This window comes from Aeromonas sp. NJAU223, from assembly GCF_051125555.1.
Taxonomy (GTDB): domain Bacteria; phylum Pseudomonadota; class Gammaproteobacteria; order Enterobacterales; family Aeromonadaceae; genus Aeromonas; species Aeromonas veronii_G.
Genome location: NZ_CP144204.1, coordinates 3,205,216 through 3,226,771 on the forward strand (window position 1 = coordinate 3,205,216; position 21,556 = coordinate 3,226,771).

Annotated in this window: 19 protein-coding genes; 12 read left to right on the plus strand and 7 right to left on the minus strand. The window is 60.5% G+C overall.

All coding sequences use genetic code 11. The features are described from left to right. Positions 1-58 precede the first annotated feature (58 nt). A complete protein-coding gene (gene tyrS / locus VZC39_RS14485) occupies positions 59-1,258 on the minus strand; it encodes a tyrosine--tRNA ligase (protein WP_349918915.1) in 1,200 nt (399 codons plus the stop codon). A gap of 112 nt (positions 1,259-1,370) precedes the next feature. On the opposite strand from tyrS, the gene VZC39_RS14490 reads away from it, so the two are divergent. Both VZC39_RS14490 and VZC39_RS14495 read left to right on the plus strand, forming a co-directional pair. Continuing rightward, complete coding sequence (locus VZC39_RS14490; protein ID WP_349918917.1) at positions 1,371-2,675, plus strand: peptidoglycan DD-metalloendopeptidase family protein; 1,305 nt, start codon at positions 1,371-1,373, stop codon at positions 2,673-2,675. Between the two features lie 27 nt (positions 2,676-2,702). Beyond that, a complete protein-coding gene (locus VZC39_RS14495) occupies positions 2,703-3,818 on the plus strand; it encodes an anhydro-N-acetylmuramic acid kinase (RefSeq protein ID WP_349918918.1) in 1,116 nt (371 codons plus the stop codon). 178 nt (positions 3,819-3,996) lie between these two features. Here the strand turns inward: VZC39_RS14495 and VZC39_RS14500 are convergent, their stop codons facing one another. Then, positions 3,997-4,500: an Lrp/AsnC family transcriptional regulator gene (locus tag VZC39_RS14500; RefSeq protein ID WP_349918919.1), complete on the minus strand. Its 504-nt coding sequence runs from the start codon at positions 4,498-4,500 to the stop codon at positions 3,997-3,999. Between the two features lie 71 nt (positions 4,501-4,571). On the opposite strand from VZC39_RS14500, the gene VZC39_RS14505 reads away from it, so the two are divergent. Then, positions 4,572-5,759, plus strand: coding sequence for an MFS transporter (locus tag VZC39_RS14505; protein WP_434663489.1), 1,188 nt, complete (start codon positions 4,572-4,574; stop codon positions 5,757-5,759). A gap of 50 nt (positions 5,760-5,809) precedes the next feature. On the opposite strand, the gene VZC39_RS14510 is transcribed toward VZC39_RS14505, so the two are convergent. From VZC39_RS14510 to VZC39_RS14520, 3 genes are all read right to left on the minus strand, one after another. Further along, positions 5,810-6,682, minus strand: a complete 873-nt coding sequence (locus VZC39_RS14510) for a hypothetical protein (RefSeq protein ID WP_349918923.1) — start codon at positions 6,680-6,682, stop codon at positions 5,810-5,812. A 273-nt stretch (positions 6,683-6,955) separates the two neighbouring features. Continuing rightward, complete coding sequence (locus VZC39_RS14515) at positions 6,956-7,321, minus strand: hypothetical protein (protein WP_434663492.1); 366 nt, start codon at positions 7,319-7,321, stop codon at positions 6,956-6,958. Between the two features lie 75 nt (positions 7,322-7,396). Beyond that, a complete protein-coding gene (locus VZC39_RS14520; RefSeq protein ID WP_434663495.1) occupies positions 7,397-7,858 on the minus strand; it encodes a GNAT family N-acetyltransferase in 462 nt (153 codons plus the stop codon). 821 nt (positions 7,859-8,679) lie between these two features. Between VZC39_RS14520 and VZC39_RS14525 the strand changes: the two genes are divergently transcribed. Next, entirely contained in the window at positions 8,680-9,945 is a 1,266-nt protein-coding gene (locus tag VZC39_RS14525; RefSeq protein ID WP_434663497.1) for a Rid family detoxifying hydrolase, read from the plus strand. Positions 9,946-10,068: 123 nt separating this feature from the next. On the opposite strand, the gene VZC39_RS14530 is transcribed toward VZC39_RS14525, so the two are convergent. Both VZC39_RS14530 and tkt read right to left on the minus strand, forming a co-directional pair. After that, complete coding sequence (locus tag VZC39_RS14530; RefSeq protein WP_434663500.1) at positions 10,069-10,749, minus strand: DNA-methyltransferase; 681 nt, start codon at positions 10,747-10,749, stop codon at positions 10,069-10,071. 530 nt (positions 10,750-11,279) lie between these two features. Further along, positions 11,280-13,271 carry a transketolase gene (gene tkt / locus VZC39_RS14535; RefSeq protein ID WP_434663503.1) on the minus strand — a complete coding sequence of 664 codons (1,992 nt, stop codon included), beginning with the start codon at positions 13,269-13,271 and terminating at the stop codon, positions 11,280-11,282. A 329-nt stretch (positions 13,272-13,600) separates the two neighbouring features. On the opposite strand from tkt, the gene metK reads away from it, so the two are divergent. From metK to aegA, 8 genes are all read left to right on the plus strand, one after another. Then, a complete protein-coding gene (gene metK / locus VZC39_RS14540) occupies positions 13,601-14,752 on the plus strand; it encodes a methionine adenosyltransferase (RefSeq protein WP_349918934.1) in 1,152 nt (383 codons plus the stop codon). 77 nt (positions 14,753-14,829) lie between these two features. Further along, positions 14,830-15,348: a SprT family zinc-dependent metalloprotease gene (locus VZC39_RS14545; RefSeq protein WP_434663506.1), complete on the plus strand. Its 519-nt coding sequence runs from the start codon at positions 14,830-14,832 to the stop codon at positions 15,346-15,348. Positions 15,349-15,418: 70 nt separating this feature from the next. After that, entirely contained in the window at positions 15,419-16,132 is a 714-nt protein-coding gene (locus tag VZC39_RS14550; protein WP_434663509.1) for an endonuclease, read from the plus strand. 204 nt (positions 16,133-16,336) lie between these two features. Continuing rightward, positions 16,337-17,068 carry a 16S rRNA (uracil(1498)-N(3))-methyltransferase gene (gene rsmE, locus VZC39_RS14555; RefSeq protein ID WP_434663512.1) on the plus strand — a complete coding sequence of 244 codons (732 nt, stop codon included), beginning with the start codon at positions 16,337-16,339 and terminating at the stop codon, positions 17,066-17,068. 121 nt (positions 17,069-17,189) lie between these two features. Continuing rightward, positions 17,190-18,140, plus strand: coding sequence for a glutathione synthase (gshB, locus tag VZC39_RS14560; RefSeq protein ID WP_434663515.1), 951 nt, complete (start codon positions 17,190-17,192; stop codon positions 18,138-18,140). 157 nt (positions 18,141-18,297) lie between these two features. Beyond that, positions 18,298-18,852: a YqgE/AlgH family protein gene (locus tag VZC39_RS14565; protein WP_349918943.1), complete on the plus strand. Its 555-nt coding sequence runs from the start codon at positions 18,298-18,300 to the stop codon at positions 18,850-18,852. A gap of 80 nt (positions 18,853-18,932) precedes the next feature. Then, positions 18,933-19,352, plus strand: a complete 420-nt coding sequence (ruvX, locus tag VZC39_RS14570; protein ID WP_349918945.1) for a Holliday junction resolvase RuvX — start codon at positions 18,933-18,935, stop codon at positions 19,350-19,352. A gap of 153 nt (positions 19,353-19,505) precedes the next feature. Then, complete coding sequence (gene aegA / locus VZC39_RS14575; RefSeq protein WP_434476153.1) at positions 19,506-21,506, plus strand: formate-dependent uric acid utilization protein AegA; 2,001 nt, start codon at positions 19,506-19,508, stop codon at positions 21,504-21,506. The last annotated feature ends 50 nt before the right edge of the window (positions 21,507-21,556 follow it).

Consider the following 21,556-nt stretch of genomic DNA (forward strand, 5'->3'; position numbering starts at 1 on the left):
ATCATCAGCCAACAAAAAGGCCTCCGGATGGAGGCCTTTTTTATCAGCAGGGTCGCTCTTACTTGACGGTGACTCGGGCAAACTTGCGCTTGCCGACCTGATAGACGGCGGTGCCAGCACCGATCAGCGCCTTGCCATCGTCCAGCTTGTCGCCGTCAACTTTAACCGCGCCCTGCTTGATCATGCGCAGCGCCTCCGAGGTGGTCTCCACCAGACCGGCCTCTTTGAGCAGGTTGGCGATGGGCAGGCCTTCCCCTTCCAGGGCCAGCTCGACCTCCGGCATCTCGTCCGGGATAGCGTTCTTGGAGAAGCGCTGGGTGAAGTCTTCGTGGGCCGCTTCGGCCGCCGCGGCGTCGTGATAGCGGGTGATGATCTCCTTGGCCAGCCAGATCTTCACGTCGCGCGGGTTCAGGGTACCGGCGGCAATGCCGGCTTTGAAACCGTCGATCTCGGTGAGGGGGCGGAAGGAGAGCAGCTCGTAGTAGTTCCACATCAGATCGTCGGTGATGGACATGATCTTGCCGAACATCTCACCCGGGGCATCGTGCACGCCGATGTAGTTGGCGGCGGACTTGGACATCTTCTTGACGCCGTCCAGGCCCACCAGCAGCGGCATCATCAGCACGCACTGGGTGGCCATGCCGGCGTCTTTTTGCAGCTCGCGGCCCATCAGCAGGTTGAACTTCTGATCGGTACCGCCGAGCTCCACGTCCGCTTTCAGCGCGACCGAGTCATAGCCTTGCAGCAGCGGGTAGAGGAATTCGTGAATGGCGATGGACTGGCCGCCGGAATAGCGCTTCTTGAAGTCGTCGCGCTCCATCATGCGGGCCACGGTCTGCTTGGCCGCCAGCTTGATCATGCCGGTCGCGCCGAGCTCGCTCAGCCAGGTGGAGTTGTACTCGATGCGGGTCTTGGCGGGATCCAGGATCTTGAACGCCTGCTCCGCATAGGTGAGGGCGTTATGCTTGATGGCCTCTTCGGAGAGCGGCGGACGGGTGGCGTTCTTGCCAGAAGGGTCCCCCACCATGGCGGTGAAGTCGCCGATCAGCAGGATGATCTCGTGCCCCAGATCCTGGAAGGTCTTCAACTTGTTGAGGATCACGGTGTGGCCGAGGTGAATGTCGGGAGCCGTCGGATCCATCCCCAGCTTGATGCGCAGCGGACGCCCTTCCTTCAACTTGGCGACCAGTTCTTCTTCCACCAGAATTTCTTCCGCTCCGCGCTTGATCTCGGCTAGCGCCACCTCGAGCTGGGACATTTTTTGACTCTCCAATCACGATTCCACAGGGCCAGACATATTACTGGAATGGCGGGCCAATTGGAAAGGCTGTAAAATCTGCCACTCTTTCTCCTCTCGACCTGCTGCCTCGATGATTATTTGGAACGCCTTCAACTCTCTTCCTACCTGGCACCGCAAGATGGTGCTGATCCTGAGCATCATGGTGATGATGCTGGCAGCCTGGCCAAGCGAACAGGCGGTGGCGACCCGGGTCGATGAGGCGCCCGCCCTCGACACCGCAGCCCTCAGCGAGGGGGAAGCCCAGCCCCAGGCATTGGCACTGCAGCCCCCCAAGCCGAGCTATGTCACCCGCCAGGTCAAGGTGCGCCGGGGTGACAACATGGGGGTGATCTTCCAGCGCCTCGGCCTGAGCACCACGGATCTGCATCTCATCGATCAGCTCGATGAGGCCAACACCCTGCGCATGCTGCAACCGGGTCAGGAACTCACCTTCAAGCTCACCCGCAGCGGCGAGCTGCACAGCCTCTATTACCCCCACAGCCTGGAGCAAGCCCTCAAGGTGAGCCGCAAGGCCGAAGGTTTCGTGGCAAGGCCGGTCAAACTCGAACTCGACACCCGCGAGCAGATAGCCAGCGGCGAAATCCGCTCCAGCTTCTGGGGCGCCGCCGCCGAAGCCGGCATGACCGAGGATCAGATCATGGATCTCGCCGCCATCTTCGGCTGGGACATCGACTTCGCCCAGGACTTGCAGCCGGGGGACAGCTTTCGGGTGGTCTATCAGGACAAGTATCAAGATGACGAGCGGGTCGCCTCCGGTGATATCCTGGCCGCCGAGTTCATCAACCAGGGGGCCATCTACCGCGCCATCTTGAACGAGGATGGCAACTACTACACCCCGGAAGGCAAGGCGATGCGCAAGAGCTTCCTGCGCGCGCCGGTCAACTTCAAATACATCAGCTCCAACTTCAATCCGCGTCGCCTGCATCCGGTCACCGGCAAGGTACGCCCCCACAATGGCATCGACTATGTGGCGCCGGTGGGCACCCCCATCATGGCGGCGGGCAGCGGCAGCGTGGTGGCGGCCGGTTACAACCAGTTCAACGGCAACTATGTCTTCATCAAGCACGCCGGCAACTATGTGACCAAGTACCTGCACCTCTCCAAGCGCACGGTGAACAAGGGCCAGCGGGTCAAGCAGGGACAGACCATCGGTCTTCTGGGCGGCACCGGTCGGGTCACGGGCCCGCACCTGCACTATGAATTCGTGGTGGGGGGCGTGCACAAGAATCCCCGTACCCTGACCCTGCCTCAGGCAGAGACCCTCAGCGGCCGGGCACTGGCCAACTTCAAGGCCGAGAGTCGGCCCCAGCTCGCCAAACTCGACGGTGGCGAGCTGCAGCTGGCGCAGCACAAGCAGGACAATGACGACATCTAGCCCTGATGGCGGGCCAAGGAGCGTGGAATGAGTGAGCGTTATATCGGATTGATGTCGGGCACCAGCCTGGATGGCATCGATGCGGTGCTGATCGAAGCGAATGGCGACAGGCTGCGAGTCGAGTCGGCCCTCTGCCACCCCTGGCCCGCCGACACCGCCCGCGAGCTGCATGCCCTCTGTACTCCGGGTGAGCAGGAGATCGATCGCATGGGAGTGGCGGACAACCTGGTGGCGCGGGAGTTTGCCGCTGCCACCCAGGCGCTGCTCACCAAGGCCGGGCTCAGCCCCGCCGACATTCGCGCCATCGGCTCCCACGGCCAGACCATCCGCCATCGCCCCCAGCTCGGCTTTACCCTGCAAATCGGCAACGCGGCCCTGTTGGCGGCCCTCACCGACATCGACGTCATCAGTGATTTTCGCACCGCCGACATGGCCCTCGGCGGCCAGGGCGCGCCCCTGGTGCCCGCCTTCCATCAGGCGCTCTTCGCCAGTCCGGGGGCCCAGCGGGTGGTGCTGAACCTCGGCGGCATCGCCAATATCTCGGTACTGCCGGGCGCAGCTGACGGCGCTGGGGTCTACGGCTTCGATACCGGCCCCGCCAACACCCTGCTCGATGGTTGGTATCGCCGCCATCACCCCCAAGGTGGCGACTACGACGCAGGCGGCCAATGGGGCGCCAGCGGTACCCTGCTCCCGACCTTGCTCGCGCAGTTGCTGAGCCACCCCTACTTCGCCGCCCCCTGGCCCAAGAGCACGGGGCGGGAGATGTTCACCCTCGAGTGGCTGGACGGCACGCTGGCGGGTCAGAACCATGCCCCTGCCGATGTGCAGCGCACCCTGCAGGCATTGACCAGCCACAGCGTCGCTCACCAGTTGCCTGCGCTGGACAAGGCACATGGTCAGGCCGAGCTCTTCGTCTGCGGCGGCGGCGCCCACAACGACCCGCTGCTGGCCGAACTCGCCGCGCTCCTGCCCCAGTGGCGCATTGCCAGCACGACAACGCTCGGGCTCGCCCCCGACTGGGTGGAAGGAGCCGCCTTCGCCTGGCTGGCAAAGCGCTTCATTCACCGCGAGCCGGGCAATCTGCCCGCGGTCACCGGCGCCAGCCGTCCCACTGTATTGGGCGCCCTCTATCCCGCCTGAGACGAGTCACCGAATCCCATCTCTTCGAATAGAGCAAGCCCGATCAGGTGCACCTGATCGGGCTTGTTTGTATGCCTGGCGCCAGATGGAGCAGACCCATTCATGCCAGTGACACTGCGGGTGGGGGCCTCCATAGAGGCCGCATCGCGGCCTGAGCTCAGCAAACTGGACCAGAGCACTACAGGGAGGCGTCCGGGCCACGCTCCACAAAGGTGGACAAGACGATGTAGCTTCGGGTGCCATCAACACCCTCGATGTCCTGGATCTTGCCCAGCAGTTCTTCCAGCCCCTCGGTTTCACGCACCCGCACCTTGAGCATCACTCCACTATCGCCAGCGACCGTGTGCATCTCTTCAATTTCGGGCAGGCTCCCCAGGCTCAGCAGCCGCTTGGTACTGACCACGTTCTTGGTGTTGACCAGCACAAAGGCCAGGAGGGTTCGCCCAACCTTGCATCCGTCGATCTTCGCTACTGTTGCTTTGATGACGCCATCCCGTTTCAGACGCTTGACCCTGTCATGGACGGCCGGCGCAGACAAATGCAGCTCTTCACCCAGATCGACATAACTGCGAGCGCTGTCCACCGACAGCAGGCCTAATAACTTTCGGTCCACCTCATCCAATTTCGCAGGCAAGTGCCTTATCTGCTTAATGGCGTTCGTTTCTTCATTTTTGTTAGGCATTTCAGATTTATTTCCTAATTAAATTAACCATAACATGCGCCACTCAGACATTTTTAGCCATAGGAAAGTTTATGCCTCTCGCACTTTGGGCCCTCGTCGTCGGAGCCTTCGGTATTGGTACCACTGAATTCGTCATTGCCGGTTTGCTGCCCGCCATCGCGGTCGACTTTGACGTCACCATTCCTGTTGCCGCCAATCTGGCGACCAGCTACGCCCTGGGGGTCTTTGTTGGGGCCCCCTTGCTCATTATCGCCGGGAGAAGAACGTCAAAGAAGAACATGCTGGCCTTCCTGGCCCTGCTCTTCGTCATTGGCAACCTGGTCACGGCCATAGCCCCCACCTTTCAGGTCGCCATCATCGGGCGCCTCATTACCTCCTTGACCCATGGGGCATTCTTCGGGATAGGTTCGGTGCTTGCCTCAGAAATGGTGCCGAAAGAAAAACGCGTAAGGGCAATAGCCTTCATGTTCTCGGGCTTGACGGTCGCGAATCTGGTAGGGGTTCCTGCAGGCACCTGGCTTAGTCAACTGTTCTCATGGCAGGTAACCTTCTACACCATCACCGCAATCGGGGTGATAACCTTCATCGCCGTTCTGGCACTGATCCCTGGTACACCCAAGCCAGAAGCCCGGAGCATCACTCATGAATTCGCCGCCTTTGGCAACGCCAAGGTCTTGCTGGCCATGGGTATCACCATTCTCGGACCTGCCGCCTTCTTCACCTCGATCACCTATATAGCGCCGATGATGACCGAGACTGCCGGTTTCTCGGAAGAGGCCCTGACCTGGCTGCTGATGGTATTTGGCTTTGGTCTCTTCGTGGGCAACTGGTTGGGTGGACGATATGCCGATCGTGCGCTGATGCCGATGCTCTATGCCACCTTGCTGGCCCAGGCCATCGTGCTCTTCGTTTTCCATTTTGTTGCAACCAGTCAGATCGCATCCATCATCTGTATCTTCCTGATGGCGGCCTTTGGCTTTGCCACCGTCTCTCCTATCCAAAAGCTGGTGATGGACAAGGCCAAGGCCGCAGGCGCCCCGACCCTGGCTTCTGCCGTCAATATCGGATTGTTCAACCTGGGCAATGCACTGGGAGCCTGGCTGGGTGGCATGGTGATCGCATTCGGTCTTGGCTTCACTGCGCCCAACTGGGCGGGGGGGGCCCTGTCGATGGGAGCCTTGGTGCTCGCCATCATCTCCAGCCTGCTGGACAAGCGAGCGGCCCCGGCGTTGCAACCGCAGGGAGCAAGCACCTCATAGAGTCCCCCCTATATGGCCCAGAACAGCCACTCTCCGTATGAGGGCCTCCCCTAGAAGGCCCACCTCAGGAAGCGGCTCACCTGGCGCTTGACCGGCGCGCAGAGCGGGGGCTTCGGGGGCACCAGGTTGATCTCGGTGCGGCCGACCCTGGCCTCACCCCGCTGCAGGATCTGCAGATAATGGGGATGATGGCGCTGGATAAACAGGGACACCTGATAGGCCCAGGGCTTGGGCACCCCCCAGAGGGTGCTGGCCAGGGCGCCGACGATGCAGAAGAAGGCGGGCTCGCGCAGCCCCATCTTGATGCCGTTCTCCAGCGCGTCTTTGAGGGAGCCCGAGTGGGCGATGCAGGTCATGATGTTGACCATGAAATCCACGTAGTCCTCTTCCCCCCCGTTGCCGACCCGGGCCACCAGCTCGGGCTCGGGTCCAAAGCCAAACTGGTGGCCGATGTTCTCCAGCACGGCGTTGCGCTGGCGAATGACCTTGGCATAGAACATCAGCATGGCGGTGCAGTCGAGCACCTGGCACAGCACATCGTGGTGAGGGTGGGTTTTGGTGGGACGCGGGGTCGTCAGCAGGGCAATCTCCTCCGAGATGGCGAGCAGGCCGATGGGCACCGCCGTGCTGATGAAGGAGAGATCGATGGCGACCTCCAGATCCTGGCTGCCCTCCATCTGGGCGATGACCACATGTTCGGCAAACAGACGGCGCTGACGCTCGATAAAGGCGCCATAGACCAGGGATCTGTACTTCTTCTGGGGATAGGGGGTATCGAGCAGGGTCTCCATGGTCATGATGGCGGCACCGGCACGGCCACGCAGCTGGTAATCCGGCGCCAGGGGGAAATGTTTGCCAAGACGGGGGGGCGGCCTGAGGGTACAGGTTCGACAGTACATATCACCCAATATATAACCCAGCATAAATCCTCCACAGTCAGCTCATGATGATCACGGGCGCCGCTGCTGGAGAGTCTCTACCTGTGCGTCCAGTCGCCTCGTCGGGGGTGCTAGCGGCACAGCTAATATTATGATTAATAACAAGTTCAAAAAGCGACCCCCCTCCCATTTGAGTCACTTATTAACTTTTTAGTCAAAAAGTGTGAGCTGGATGGCCTGTCGAGCGCGTCCCGGCAGCGGATCCGTTGACACCCCACGGGCTAGGGATCTTCGTCCGGATGCCACCCTGGATGAGCGTCAGCGCCTCAGCAGGCGAGCGAGGAAATAGGCCACCACGAGCAGGGGCCAGAGGGAGAGCCACTGCCCCGGCAGCAGCCACAGCAGGGATAGCGAGGCTATCGTGCCGGCCAACAGCCCTGCCAGCGCCCCGCGGAGATGGCCGAGGGGGGCTCCCAGCCGAAAGTGACGGTCAAGACGGGAGAGCGTCAACAAACCAAGGCAACCGAGCAGCAAGGCGGCGCCCAGCAGCAGGGAAATGGTACCCCCCTCGCGGCCCATGCCAAGCAGGGCCGCCAAACCCATCAGCAGAAAAATGGGGCTCATCAGGGCGGTGGGCAACAACACCGACCACCAGACGAGGCCATAGAGGAGGGAGCGATTCATATCAATTTTTTGAACCCCATCCGCGATAAACACTGCCTTTTATCACCATGGCAGACGACATGGCGTGCATCACCGTCACTGTTCGATGGTTAATGCCATAAACAGGCTGTTGGGATCTGGCTGGTAATCCCCGAAGGGCTCGCAGTCCACAAAGCCGTGCTTGCGATAGAGGCCATGGGCCGGGGTGAAGAAGGCCATGGAGCCGGTTTCCAGCTTCAGCGTGCGATAGCCCCTGCCCCGCGCGATGGCAATCAGGTGCTGCAAGATGGCCGAACCCACTCCCCTGCCCCTGGCTGCGCCGTGCACCCGCATGGATTTGATCTCCCCGCCGTCGGCGTCAAGCTCCTTGATGGCGCCGCAGCCTACCAGGGTCTGCTCGTCATAGGCGGACCAGAAGGTGATGGCCGGCGCCCTGAGCCCGTCGAGATCCAGCGCATGCTTGCTCTCTGGCGGCGAGACGGCGCGCATGTCATCCAGATGGGCCTGCAAAAAAGCGGCTATCTCGGGACCGTCGAGCCTGTCGATGACGATTTCCATGAAATGAACTCCTTGATAAGGGGATGGCAAACACTCGGGTGGCCGATGTCAGCCTCACCGGAGCAGCCTCTATTGATACGCCATGGCAGACGCCAGATCCAGTTGCCCTCTTGCCAAAAAGTGACAACCCCGGACATGTATCGTCGGCATTCGTATCTCGTGGTCATATCCGGCCAGCGGGCCGGAAAATATATTCCATATTGGGCGATGAATATCGGGCATTGGCGCACCATCCATCAATATCTCATGCAGAAGCGGTGAATCCTATTTCAGGGCATGGCGTGATAACGGCGGCGCCGTGACTGGCTAGCATATTTCGCCTCGCCGAGATAGCCCCCATCAGATGTGTAAAATGCATAGTCATGCACCATATATTCTATTATCTGCAAGGACATGAATATTTTTAACCTGTTATTCACAGAAACCGGCCGCCAAGACAGCATGAAACCCCAGTCCATACTGGCCCGCATCGTCGAACATGCTAATTGAAGCGAGTTTCACCCTCTTTTATCGTGCATCAATGCGCAATCTGGCGATATTTCAGAGCGTTGAGCCATCTCATAGAATTGAGATCCCGGTTTGCATCGCGGCCAGACGCACTCCTAGAATCCCCCCGTCTGAAATAATCCAAACCAACCCTCTCTTATCCAATCCCTCTGCCTGGTGGATTGCCGCAATAACCGAGGAAAGGTTGTCGTTGATGGTTGTTCATCGAAACGGGCTCGCCGATATATTGGGCGACCCAGGATGGCCGCCGCCCGGCAATCCCTGGTCAGGATCCTACCTATCTCAATAATGAATATTTAGAAGAGGAACATCCTATGAGTGGCATCATTATCAAGGCGGCAAGAAATACCGAACACGCTCCCCAGCAACTGGGCCCCTACACCCAGACCGTGGCCTTCTCCCACTACAACAATATTTCGGCGCAACTGCCCGTCGATCCCCAAACCGGCAAGATGATCGGTGGCGATATCAAGGATCAGGCCAGACAGTGCCTCACCAATATCAAGGCCATCGTCGAGAGCATCGGCCATGTGATGGACGACACGGTGAAAGTCACCCTCTTCCTCAAAGACATGACGGCTCTGGACGCGGTGAACGGCGTCTATCGCGAATTCTTCCCAGGCTATGTACCGACCCGCACCGTGCTCGCCGTGGCCGCCCTGCCGATGAATGCCCTGGTGCAGATGGACGCCATCATCTCCAACGGCGAAGGCACCTTCCCGCAAGATCCCTGCCCCCTGGTCAAACTCGCCCGCAACAGCGACAAGGCACCGCAGTGTGCCCTCTCCACCCAGACCGTGGCCTTCTCCCACTACAACAACATCGGCGCCCAGCTGCCCATCGACATGGCATCGGGCAAGCTGGTCGAGGGTGGCATCATGGCGCAGGCGGCCCAGTGCCTGGCCCATATCAAGGCCGTGCTTGAAGGCATCGATGTGCCGTTCGACGACATCGTCAAGGTCACCGTCTACCTGCAGAGCCTCGCGGATCTCGACGCCGTCGACGAGGTCTACCGCACCTTCTTCCCGGACTCCGCCATCGCCCGCGCCGTCGCCTACCTGCCGGCCCGCAGCGTGATCGCCGCCTCCGCCCTGCCCATGGGCGCCCTGGTGCAGATGGATGCGGTCATCTCCCACGGTGACGGCACCCCGCCACAGCTGGTGGAAGACAGACACAACCTGGTGATCCGCGCCCGCAACAGCGACAAGGCGCCGCGCAGCCCGCTGCACACTCAGACCGTCGCCTTCTCCCACTACAACCATATCGCGGGCCAGCTGCCACTCGACATGACCACCGGCAAGGTGCTGACCGGCTGCGTCCGTGAGCAGACCGCCCAGTGTCTCGGCCATATCAAGGCGATTGTGGAGAGCATCGGCCACGTGATGGACGATATCGTCAAGGTCAATATCCAGCTGAAGCACATCGAGGATCTGGAGGCGGTCAACGCCATCTATAGCCAGTACTTCCCGAGCTACCATCCCGCCCGTACCGTGATCGGCGTAAGCGAGCTGCCCGCTGGCGCCCTGGTGCAGATGGATGCCGTGATGTCCAATGCGGAAAGCACCCCGCCGCAGGTGTAAGACTTTGCTTTAACGATAAAAATACACCGGCTTAGGCCGGTGTATTTTTACTGAAACATAAAATATGTCTAAAATAGGCGAATACTTTATCTTCGTAAAAACTCAACATTAAAGATGTAATAACTATACCACCAAGTCACACTTTATATCATTTACCATGCGCGTATAAAAATGATCGTGCGCTGATTTTGAAATATCACACCCCATTGCTCTTCTACCAAGATTTTTAGCTGCAACCAAAGTTGAACCAGAACCAAAAAATGGATCTACGATCAAGTCGCCATGGCTAGAACTCTGTGATATAAGAACCTCTAATAATGGAACGGGTTTTTCAGTGGGATAGCCACGATGAACACGCTTACACTCCAAAACATCAGGTATACCTAGATCATTTAATTTTTTCTTTCCTTTCTCAAAGAAAAGGATGAATTCATACTTAGCTCTATAATGATAGCCCATCCCAATTGCCATTTTATTCCAGACAATAGGCTTCCAAAACTTAAAACCCACTTTCTCTGCAATAGGCTTCACATAAAACATTGTTTCTTGATCACAAAACAAATAGAAATGTGAATTTTTTTTTAATACTCGATAAAGCTCTAGGAATAAGCTTTCGAAACGTTCATTGGGGAAAATATCAAACCATTGATTATTTGAACCATCACTTACTTTAAGTCGTGTTGTCGTCCCAATTTTACGGTGTTTTTCAAGGGATTCATATGGAGGATCAGTTATAACAAGGTCAACGCTTGCATCTGCAAGCGTTGACAACCAACTTACGGCATCATTACAAAATAGATTCATTTTCCCTACTTAAAAATAACTACAAAGTTTACCATTCAAGTGTACCGTTGATGGTTCACCAGGTTCTAATGTTCGACAATCAACACAGTAACTCTGGTCTCCCTGAGGATTTCCAGGTGTTACACGAGCGGGTGTTTGGCCGAAAGCTTCCGGATGACGATGAAATACATGCTCATGACCATTCGTAGCAGAGCAACGAGGGCATGATTTGTACTCACGGCCCGCTTCATCATATTTATGCAAAACTCCAACATTTAAGCGCTGACCACAACATTGGCAAGGCATCTAAATACTCCTTATCTCTGGTTTTGAAAAGTCAGAGGCTATTAACACTCTGATGGCTGTGACAAAAATATCGCCTTCAAACCAAATACCACCAAAGGAGTACTTCATGAAGCCTTTTTAGCTAATTTTGAGATCTTTATCATCATACAAACGCAGAAATACTATGAATTTATACAGTATGAGCTGCATAAAGAAAGCGCCTCCCGAGGGAGGCGCTTTTCAGCTCAATACAAAGCAATCAGCGATTACAGGGATTCAGCTGTCGCAACCACGTTTTCCACGGTAAAGCCGAATTCCTTGAACAGCAGCTCGGCCGGTGCGGACTCACCGAAGGTGTGCATGCCGATGATCTTGCCGTTCAGGCCCACGTACTTGTACCAGTAGTCGGCGATGCCCGCTTCGATGGCGACGCGCTTGGTCACGGAGGACGGTAGCACGGATTCCTTGTACTCGGCGGATTGGGCGTCGAACACGTCGGTGGCCGGCAGGGAGACCACGCGCACGGCACGGCCCTTGGCGGTCAGCTCAACGTAGGCGGCCACGGCCAGCTCCACTTCGGAACCGGTGGCGATCAGGATGATCTCCGGGGTACCGGCACAATCCTTCAGCACATAACCACCCTTGGCGACGTCGGCCAGCTGCTGGGCAGTACGGTCCATCTGGGCCAGGTTCTGACGGGAGAAGATCAGGGAAGTCGGGCCGTCGGTGCGCTCGATGGCGTGCTTCCAGGCGATGGCGGATTCCACCTGATCGCACGGACGCCAGGTGCTCATGTTCGGGGTCAGACGCAGGGAGGCGATCTGCTCGACCGGCTGGTGAGTCGGGCCATCTTCACCCAGACCGATGGAGTCGTGGGTGTAAACGAAGATGGCGCGCTGCTTCATCAGGGCGGCCATGCGCAGGGCGTTGCGGGCGTATTCCATGAACATCAGGAAGGTCGCGCCGTAAGGAATGAAGCCACCGTGCAGGGCGATGCCGTTCATGATGGCGGACATGCCGAACTCGCGCACACCGTAGTGGATGTAGTTGCCGGAGGCGTCGTCATTGGTCAGGGACTTGGAACCGGACCACATGGTCAGGTTGGACGGCGCCAGATCCGCGGAACCACCCATGAACTCGGGCAGCAGCTTGCCGAAGGCTTCCAGGGCATTCTGGGAGGCCTTACGGGTGGCGATCTTGGCCGGGTTGGCTTGCAGGGCTTCGATGATCTTGGCGGATTCTGCAGCCCAGTTGGCCGGCAGCTCGCCAGTGGTGCGACGCTTGAACTCGGCAGCCAGGGTCGGGTGCGCGGCTTCATAGGCGGCAAACTTGGCAGCCCAGTCGGCTTCCAGCTTGGTGCCCTTCTCCTGAGCGTTCCACTCGGCGGCGATGTCAGACGGGATGACGAACGGCGCGTGATCCCACTTCAGGAAGGCACGGGCGGCGGCGATCTCGTCGTTGCCGAGCGGTGAACCGTGGCAATCGTGGGAGCCGGACTTGTTCGGGGAACCGTAACCGATGATGGTGCGGCAGCAGATCAGGGTCGGCTTGCCGGTCTCGGCCTTGGCGGCTTCGATGGCAGCATTGATGGCTTCCGGGCTGTGACCGTCAACGGCCGGGATGACATGCCAGCCGTAGGCTTCGAAGCGCTTGGGGGTGTCATCGGTGAACCAGCCTTCGACGTGACCGTCGATGGAGATGCCGTTGTCATCCCAGAAGGCGATGAGCTTGCCGAGCTGCAGGGTGCCGGCCAGGGAGCATGCCTCGTGGGAGATGCCTTCCATCAGGCAGCCGTCGCCCATGAAGGCGTAGGTGTAGTGGTCGACGATGTCGTGACCCGGCTGGTTGAACTGCTCGGCCATGGCCTTCTCGGCGATCGCCATGCCCACGGCATTGGTGATGCCCTGACCCAGCGGGCCAGTGGTGGTTTCAATGCCAGGCGCATAACCGTACTCCGGGTGACCCGGGGTGCGAGAGTGCAGTTGACGGAAGTTCTTCAGGTCATCGATGGAGAGATCGTAACCGGAGAGGTGCAGCAGGGAGTACAGCAGCATGGAACCGTGGCCGTTGGAGAGAATGAAACGGTCGCGATCGGCCCACTTGGGGTTGTTCGGGTTGTGCTTGAGGTGGCCGCGCCACAGCACTTCGGCGATGTCTGCCATTCCCATGGGGGCGCCCGGGTGACCGGAGTTGGCTTTTTGAACGGCATCCATACTCAATGCACGAATGGCATTGGCAAGCTCTTTACGAGAAGGCATCTGTATCTCCTGCGATTGCTTCATTTGATGGCCAAGAATAAGGCGCGTTATTGTCCCAGCAGGGCGCGCGGCGTGCAAATGTTATCTGGGCGAATAAAGCCGCTTTGGGAGCACAATCGCTTTTCTTGGCCAGGCAAACGATTCAATCCGACACTCCCCTCCCCCCGAATGGGGTAGATGCCGACTCGGGCGGCGCCAAACCAAAATAGTGCTGGCAATCACCCATGGGGCTAATTAAAATAGACGTCCAGATGTAGATACCTCTACAGATTACCTGTCATTTTCCGGTTATGGCCGCGGCGATAACCCCATACGATTGAGAACCAAACATGGCAAAGCTGTTTACTTCCGAGTCGGTCTCCGAAGGCCATCCCGATAAAATCGCCGACCAGATCTCCGATGCGGTCCTGGACGCCATCCTGGTACAGGACACCAAGGCGCGCGTCGCCTGTGAGACCCTGGTCAAGACCGGCATGGTGATGGTGGCCGGTGAAGTGACCACCTCTGCCTGGGTCGACATCGAGCAGATCGTGCGCGACACCGTGCGCGAGATTGGTTACACCCACTCCGACATGGGCTTCGACGCCGACTCCTGCGCCGTGCTGAACGCCATCGGCAAGCAGTCTCCGGACATCAACCAGGGGGTTGACCGTACCGATCCGTACGAGCAGGGCGCCGGTGACCAGGGCCTGATGTTCGGTTACGCCACCAACGAAACCGACGTGCTGATGCCCGCCCCCATCACCTACTCCCACCTGCTGGTCAAGCGCCAGGCCGAAGTACGCAAGAACGGCACCCTGCCGTGGCTGCGTCCGGATGCCAAGAGCCAGCTGACCTTCGCCTACGACGACGCAGGCAAGATCCTGGGTGTGGATGCGGTGGTACTCTCCACCCAGCATTGCGACTCCATCAGCCACACCGATCTGGTGGAAGCGGTGCGCGAAGAGATCATCAAGCCGGTGCTGCCGACCGAGTGGATCACCAAGGACACCAAGTTCTTCATCAACCCGACCGGCCGCTTCGTCATCGGCGGCCCCATGGGTGACTGCGGTCTGACCGGTCGCAAGATCATCGTCGACACCTACGGCGGCATGGCCCGTCACGGTGGTGGCGCCTTCTCCGGCAAAGACCCCTCCAAGGTTGACCGCTCTGCCGCCTACGCTGCCCGCTACGTGGCCAAGAACATCGTCGCCGCCGGCCTCGCGGATCGCTGCGAAGTGCAGGTCTCCTACGCCATCGGCGTGGCCGAGCCGACCTCCATCAGCGTCGAAACCTTCGGCACCGGCAAGGTCGCCGAGGAGCTGCTGGTGAAGCTGGTACGCGAGCACTTCGAGCTGCGCCCCTACGGCCTCATCGAGATGCTGGATCTCAAGCGTCCCATCTACCAGGCAACCGCCGCCTATGGTCACTTCGGCCGCGACGAGTTCCCCTGGGAGAAGACCGACAAGGCCGCCCTGCTGCGCGACGTCGCCGGTCTGTAATGTCCCAAGGCATGAGCCTGTGATAAAAGGGGAGCCTGGCTCCCCTTTTGCTTATCCGCCGACCGACAGGATTGCCCATGACGGCCCTCCCCTCCCCCACAGCCCTGCTCGCCGAGCGGGTCGACGCCTGCTTCACGCAGGCCGAGGCACGCCTCGGCCGTGCCTTCCCACGCCCGCGCATCCACTGCAATATGCGGGGCCGGGCGGCGGGGTCGGCACGGCTGCAGACCTGGGAGTTGCGCTTCAACCCTGCCCTCTATCAGGCCAACCAGCAGGCCTTCATGGACGAGGTGGTGCCCCACGAGGTGGCGCACCTGCTGGTCTATGCCCTCTGGGGAGAAGGGCGCGGCAAGAGCCGGGTGCTGCCCCACGGCCGCCAGTGGCAGTCGGTGATGCGGGAGGTGTTTAACCTCGAACCCAGAACCACCCACAGCTTCGATCTCACGGTGCTGAACCAGAATACCCAGCCCTATGCCTGCGCCTGCCAGCAGCATCAGCTCTCCATTCGCCGTCACAACAAGGTGATGCGCGGGGAGGCCCGTTACCACTGCCGCCGCTGTCGCCAGCCGCTGATGCATCAACCGGGTACGGATTGAGTCAACCCGTGGCGCATCTCTGTGATAGGGTGCCCGGCGTCGCTTCATCGTTTCATTTTCAAGGATCCCCATGTCTCGCCCCCAGTTTGCTTTTCATCTGCCCCTGCTCTCCCTCGGCCTCACCCTGCTGATCAGCGCTCCGCTCCAGGCCCAGGAAGCCCAGACCTTCCGCGCCGCCAAGCAGGATCTCGTCAAGCTCTACCAGAGCCATCCCAGCACCTTCTATTGCGGTTGCAACATCAAGTTCAACGGCAAGAAGATGGCGCCGGACTGGGAGAGCTGTGGCTACCTGCCCCGCAAGCAGGCCAATCGCGCCGCCCGCATCGAGTGGGAGCACGTGGTGCCCGCCTGGGAGTTCGGTCATCAGTTGCAGTGCTGGCAGGACGGCGGGCGCAAGAACTGCGGCAAGAGCGATGAGTTCAACAGGATGGAGGGCGACATGCACAACCTCTTCCCCGCCATCGGCGAGGTGAACGGCGACAGAGCCAACTACGGCTTCTCCGACTGGAACGGCAAGCCGAACCAGTACGGCAAGTGCCAGATGCTGGTGGACTTCAAGACCCGCCAGGTGCAGCCGCCCAAGGGGCCGGTGCGCGGCCAGATCGCTCGCGCCTACCTCTACATGGGGGAGCAGTACGGGCTGCGTCTGGCGGCGCAGCAGCGTAAACTGTTCGAAGCCTGGGACAGACAATATCCGGCGGATCGCTGGGAGTGCGAGCGCAACCGCCGCATCGGCAAGCTGCAGGGCAATACCAATCCCTTTATTGAAAAGCAGTGCCAATGACCCCATCTAGCGGGGAGGGCCGGGCCCTCCCTCGTCAGCCGTGGTGCCCTCCGGGCGCGACCGGCTGCCAGCGGGCTCACGGCGCCATCTACAACCCTGTTTCATGCTGCCGGATGATGATTTTTCGATTCACCTGAACCATGAAATGGCTGTTTGACAGCAGACTGAACCATTCAAGCGTCAGCCAAGAGACAAATAGACAGCATGCGCATTCCACGTATCTATGAGCCGGCCTCCCTGCAGGTCGGTCAGACCCTGGCCCTGTCGGAAGACGGCGCCAACCACATCGGCCGGGTGCTGCGCATGCAGCCGGGCCAGCCCCTCGAGCTGTTCAATGGTGACGGCCACCAATACCCCGCCACCATCGCCAGCGTCGGCAAGAAATCGGTGGAAGTCCACATCGACAGTTGCGAGGCCCAGTCGGTGGAGTCGCCCCTCGCCATTCATCTGGGCCAGGTCATCAGCCGTGGCGACAAGATGGACTTCACCATCCAGAAATCCGTGGAGCTCGGCGTCACCTGCATCACCCCGCTCTTCTCCGAGCGCTGCGGCGTCAAGCTGCCGGCGGATCGGCTGGAGAAGAAGCGCGAGCAGTGGCAGAAGGTGGTGATCAGCGCCTGCGAGCAGTGCGGCCGCAATACCGTGCCCGAGGTGCGCATGCCCATGGAGCTGGACGCCTGGCTGGCGGAAGAGACGAAAGAGCTCAAGCTCAACCTGCACCCGCGCGCCGAATACAGCATCAACACCTTGCCGGTACCCGAACATGGCGTGCGCCTGCTGATCGGCCCGGAAGGGGGCTTGTCTAGCGATGAGATCGCCCGTACCGTGCAGGAAGAGTTCAAGGAGATGTTGCTGGGGCCACGGGTGCTGCGCACCGAAACAGCCGCCCTGACCGCCATCACGGCGCTGCAGTGCCGCTTTGGCGATCTCGCCTAATGCCATCGGGCAGCGTCGATAAGCCGCGTGGCGGCATCATCGAACGCTTGCAGCCTCAAACGGCCGATTACGCTTCGCTAATCGCCCCTACAACCCAATCGAGCCACAGAAGGAATTTCGGATGAGCATCAAACTCGGCATCGTGATGGACCCCATCTCGGCCATCAACATCAAGAAAGACTCCAGCTTCGCCATGCTCGAAGAGGCACAAAAACGCGGCTACGAGCTCTTCTATCTGGAGATGTCGGATCTCTACATGGAGGCGGGCCGCGCCTTCGGCACCATGCGTCCCCTCAAGGTGCAGTACGACTACGCCAACTGGTTCGAACTGGGCGAGGTGGTGGATCAGCCCCTCTCCACCCTGGATGTGATCCTGATGCGCAAGGATCCGCCGTTCGACACCGAGTTCATCTACGCCACCTATATGCTGGAGCGGGCCGAGGACGAGGGTACCCTCATCGTCAACAAGCCCCAGAGCCTGCGTGACGCCAACGAGAAGCTCTACACCGCCTGGTTTGCCGAGCACACCCCCACCACCCTCGTGACCCGTCGCGCCGACAAGCTGCGTGCCTTCCACGCGAAGCACAAGGACGTGATCTTGAAGCCCCTTGACGGCATGGGCGGCGCCTCCATCTTCCGCATGAAGGAAGATGATGCCAACGTCGGCGTCATCATCGAAACGCTCACCGAGCACGGCAGCCAGTACTGCATGGCCCAGACCTATCTGCCCGCCATCAAGGACGGCGACAAGCGGGTGCTGGTGGTGGACGGGGAACCCGTGCCCTATTGCCTGGCCCGTATCCCGGCGCAAGGGGAGACCCGTGGCAACCTGGCGGCCGGTGGTCGCGGCGAGGCGCGCCCCTTGAGCGAAGCGGACTGGGCCATCGCCCGCGCCGTCGGGCCCACCCTGAAAGAGAAGGGCCTCATCTTCGTCGGTCTGGATATCATCGGCGATCGGCTGACCGAGATTAACGTCACCAGCCCGACCTGCATCCGCGAAATTGAGGCGGCCTTCGACGTCTCCATCACCGGCATGCTGATGGACGCCATCGAGCGTCGCCTCGGCAAGTAAGGGATCTCCCGCCTAACAGGGGCCCGCGCGGCCCCTGTGTTCATTGCGCCAGGACACAGGCTTTCGGCCACGCTGGCCCTTGCCGTGAAAAAGCGGTTTTGCCCACCGCCCCTAACTGCCATAATCACCCCAAATACCTTTGCACTATTTGATATCTATGCAAACACTGCAAAATCACTACCTGCTCGCCATGCCGAGCCTGACGGATGCCTACTTCGAACGTTCTCTCGTCTACCTGTGCGAGCACAGCAGCGAGGGGGCCATGGGGCTGGTGGTCAATATTCCGGTCGACATGTCCCTGGATACCATGCTGACCAAGCTCAAGCTCAATCCCCCCGACACCACCCAGATGAAGCAGCCGGTGCTGCAGGGGGGGCCGGTTCACGCGGATCGAGGCTTCGTGCTGCACAGCTTCCGCCCCGGTTTCAGCTCCACCCTGCAGGTGAGCGACGAGATGATGGTCACCACCTCCAAGGACATCCTGGAGACGCTCGGTACCGACGAGGCCCCCAGCCACTGGCTGGTAGCCCTGGGTTACGCCGGCTGGAGCGCAGGTCAGCTCGAACAGGAGCTGGTGGATGGCGCCTGGCTGGTGATCCCCCCCAACGCGGATCTGGTGTTCAACACCCCCATCCACCAGCGCTGGCAACAAGCCGCCGCCAGCATCGGCATCAATCCGTTGCACCTCTCCAGCCAGGTGGGACACAGCTAAGCCCCCGGGCCGTCCTGACTTCCCTCTGCTTTCAGGGAAGTCAGAACGCCTATTCATGTACCCCAGTTTCGAGGACTCTCATGTCATCACGCAGCATCATGGGCTTTGACTACGGCACCAAGAGTATCGGTGTCGCCATCGGTCAGGAGCTGACCGGCACCGCGCAGCCCCTTCGTTCCCTCAAGGCCAACGACGGCATCCCCAACTGGGATGACATCGAGAAGCTGCTCAAGGAGTGGCAGCCAGACCTGCTGGTGGTGGGTCTGCCGCTCAACATGGATGGAACCGAGCAGGAGATCACGGTGCGCGCCCGCAAATTCGGCAATCGCCTGCACGGCCGCTTCGGCAAGCCGGTGGAGTTCAAGGACGAGCGCCTCACCACCACCGACGCCCGTGCTCGCCTGTTCGAGCGCGGCGGCTACAAGGCGCTGGACAAGGGCAGCGTGGACGGGGTCTCCGCCCAGCTCATCCTGGAAGCCTGGATGGAAGAACAATACTGACCACACCGGGAGCCAAGGCTCCCGGTGTTACATCCTGTCGCACTCCTCCCGCCATGTACGATTCTGTCGCCCGTATCCCGGTTTGGCATTTCCCCTTCCTTTATCATGGATAAACTATAAAACAGCGTTTCTAATTTATAGGCCTATCCAGATATGAACCAATTTGTCCTGGCCGATGCCAGCCGCTGCATCGGCTGCCACGCCTGTGAAGTGGCCTGCGTGATGGCGCACAATGGGGAGCAGCACGTCGCCGCTGCCGCCGACTTTCACCCTCGCCTTCAGGTGATCCGCCATCAGGCGCTGCGCACCGCCGCCCTCTGCCGTCACTGTGACGAGGCTCCCTGCGCCGCCTCTTGCCCCAGCGGGGCCATCATTCAACGCAACGGGGGCGTCCAAGTGCTCCTCGAGCGCTGCATCGGCTGCAAGAGCTGTGTGCTCGCCTGCCCGTTTGGCGCCATGCGAATGGCCCCCCAGGCTGGCAGCCAACGCCATGTGGCCCACAAATGCGACCTGTGCGAGGGGCGTGAACAGGGTCCGGCCTGCGTGGCGGCCTGCCCGAGCGAGGCCCTGCAACTGATGGACGACGCGGCGCTCGCACGGCTGCGTCGGCAACGTCAGCAATGCAGCGCCACTGGGGAAAGACCCCCCCCCTTTAACCACAAGCGCGACCAGCTGGCGCGTACCGCCCCTCGCTGCGATCCCGCCAAGATCCCCCTCAATCTACGTAAAACCACCTTCACCGAGCTCTATCCCACCTACACGGCCGAGCAGGCCAGCCAGCAGGGGCAGCGCTGCCTCGGCTGCGGCGACCACAGCATCTGCGAATGGCGTTGTCCCCTGCACAACCGGATCCCCCACTGGATTGAGCTGGCTCGCGAGGGGCGCATCCTGGAGGCAGTGGAGCTCTCCCACCAGACCAACAGCCTGCCCGAGATCACCGGCCGCATCTGCCCCCAGGATCGCCTGTGCGAAGGGGCCTGCACCCTCAAGGAGGAGTCGGGATCCATGACGGTCGGGGCGCTCGAGCGCTACATCACCGAACAGGCGCTGGCGCTCGGCTGGCGACCGGATCTCTCCTATCTGCAACCGACCGGCAAGCGGGTGGCCATCATAGGGGCTGGGCCTGCCGGGCTGGGGTGCGCCGACATCCTGGTGCGCAACGGCATCTCGCCCGTGGTGTTTGATCGCCATCCGGAGATAGGCGGCCTGCTCACCTTCGGCATCCCGGCGTTCAAACTCGACAAGGAGGTGCTGAGCCGCCGCCGCAAGCTACTGACGGAGATGGGAGTCGAGTTTCGGCTGGGCGTCGAGGTGGGTCACGATCACCTCGCCCGGTTGCTGCGCGAATTCGATGCGGTCTTCGTCGGCGTGGGCACCTACAGCGCCATGAAAGGCAACCTTCCCAACGAAGAGGCGCCGGGCGTCCATGCCGCCCTGCCCTACCTGATGGCCAGCACCCGTCATCTGATGCAGTTGCCCCAGCCCCAAGACGAACCCTATCTCGATCTCGCAGGCCAACAGGTGGTGGTACTGGGAGGCGGCGACACCGCCATGGATTGCGTGCGCACGGCGCTGCGTCAGGGGGCGACCCGCGTCACCTGCGCCTATCGCCGGGATGAAGCCAACATGCCGGGTTCGCGCAAGGAGGTGAAAAACGCCAGGGAAGAGGGGGCCGAATTCGAGTTCAATGTGCAGCCTGTTGCCATTGAAACCGATGAACAGGGTGCCGTCTGTGGTATCCGCATGCAGCGCACCCGCATGGGAGACCCCGATGCTGCCGGCCGCCGCCGTCCCGTGGTGATCGAGGGCTCAGAGTTCCTGATGCCAGCCGATGCGGTGCTGATCGCCTTTGGCTTCAACCCTCATCCATTGCCCTGGCTCGAAGCCCAGAGGGTGCGTCTCGATCGCTGGGGCAGGATCGCCACCTCCCAGGCAGCCCCCTTCGCCTTCCAGACCAGCAACCCGCAGATCTTCGCCGGGGGCGACGCCGTCCGGGGTGCCGACCTGGTGGTGACCGCCATGGCCGAGGGGCGCCAGGCCGCCGCCGGCATCATGCAATACCTGGGGGCCAGGCCACAACGCCCCGAGGTCACGGCAACCGGCCTCAGCCGTCAGGCCTCTCACATAGGCACAACGTCGGCCAGTCCGACCTGAACCACAACGCAGCAACGCAATTGAAGCTGAAAAACAAAGGGGGAGCCGGT

Coding starts and splice junctions, on each gene's coding strand:
- VZC39_RS14505 (WP_434663489.1), top strand. CDS start 4,572: ATGCCTCTCGCACTTTGGGCCCTCGTCGTCGGAGCCTTCGGTATTGGT.
- tkt (WP_434663503.1), bottom strand. CDS start 13,271: ATGCCTTCTCGTAAAGAGCTTGCCAATGCCATTCGTGCATTGAGTATG.
- VZC39_RS14510 (WP_349918923.1), bottom strand. CDS start 6,682: ATGCTGGGTTATATATTGGGTGATATGTACTGTCGAACCTGTACCCTC.
- VZC39_RS14530 (WP_434663500.1), bottom strand. CDS start 10,749: ATGAATCTATTTTGTAATGATGCCGTAAGTTGGTTGTCAACGCTTGCA.
- aegA (WP_434476153.1), top strand. CDS start 19,506: ATGAACCAATTTGTCCTGGCCGATGCCAGCCGCTGCATCGGCTGCCAC.
- VZC39_RS14515 (WP_434663492.1), bottom strand. CDS start 7,321: ATGAATCGCTCCCTCCTCTATGGCCTCGTCTGGTGGTCGGTGTTGTTG.
- VZC39_RS14525 (WP_434663497.1), top strand. CDS start 8,680: ATGAGTGGCATCATTATCAAGGCGGCAAGAAATACCGAACACGCTCCC.
- VZC39_RS14495 (WP_349918918.1), top strand. CDS start 2,703: ATGAGTGAGCGTTATATCGGATTGATGTCGGGCACCAGCCTGGATGGC.
- VZC39_RS14500 (WP_349918919.1), bottom strand. CDS start 4,500: ATGCCTAACAAAAATGAAGAAACGAACGCCATTAAGCAGATAAGGCAC.
- VZC39_RS14520 (WP_434663495.1), bottom strand. CDS start 7,858: ATGGAAATCGTCATCGACAGGCTCGACGGTCCCGAGATAGCCGCTTTT.
- rsmE (WP_434663512.1), top strand. CDS start 16,337: ATGCGCATTCCACGTATCTATGAGCCGGCCTCCCTGCAGGTCGGTCAG.
- VZC39_RS14545 (WP_434663506.1), top strand. CDS start 14,830: ATGACGGCCCTCCCCTCCCCCACAGCCCTGCTCGCCGAGCGGGTCGAC.
- VZC39_RS14490 (WP_349918917.1), top strand. CDS start 1,371: ATGATTATTTGGAACGCCTTCAACTCTCTTCCTACCTGGCACCGCAAG.
- gshB (WP_434663515.1), top strand. CDS start 17,190: ATGAGCATCAAACTCGGCATCGTGATGGACCCCATCTCGGCCATCAAC.
- VZC39_RS14565 (WP_349918943.1), top strand. CDS start 18,298: ATGCAAACACTGCAAAATCACTACCTGCTCGCCATGCCGAGCCTGACG.
- tyrS (WP_349918915.1), bottom strand. CDS start 1,258: ATGTCCCAGCTCGAGGTGGCGCTAGCCGAGATCAAGCGCGGAGCGGAA.
- ruvX (WP_349918945.1), top strand. CDS start 18,933: ATGTCATCACGCAGCATCATGGGCTTTGACTACGGCACCAAGAGTATC.
- metK (WP_349918934.1), top strand. CDS start 13,601: ATGGCAAAGCTGTTTACTTCCGAGTCGGTCTCCGAAGGCCATCCCGAT.
- VZC39_RS14550 (WP_434663509.1), top strand. CDS start 15,419: ATGTCTCGCCCCCAGTTTGCTTTTCATCTGCCCCTGCTCTCCCTCGGC.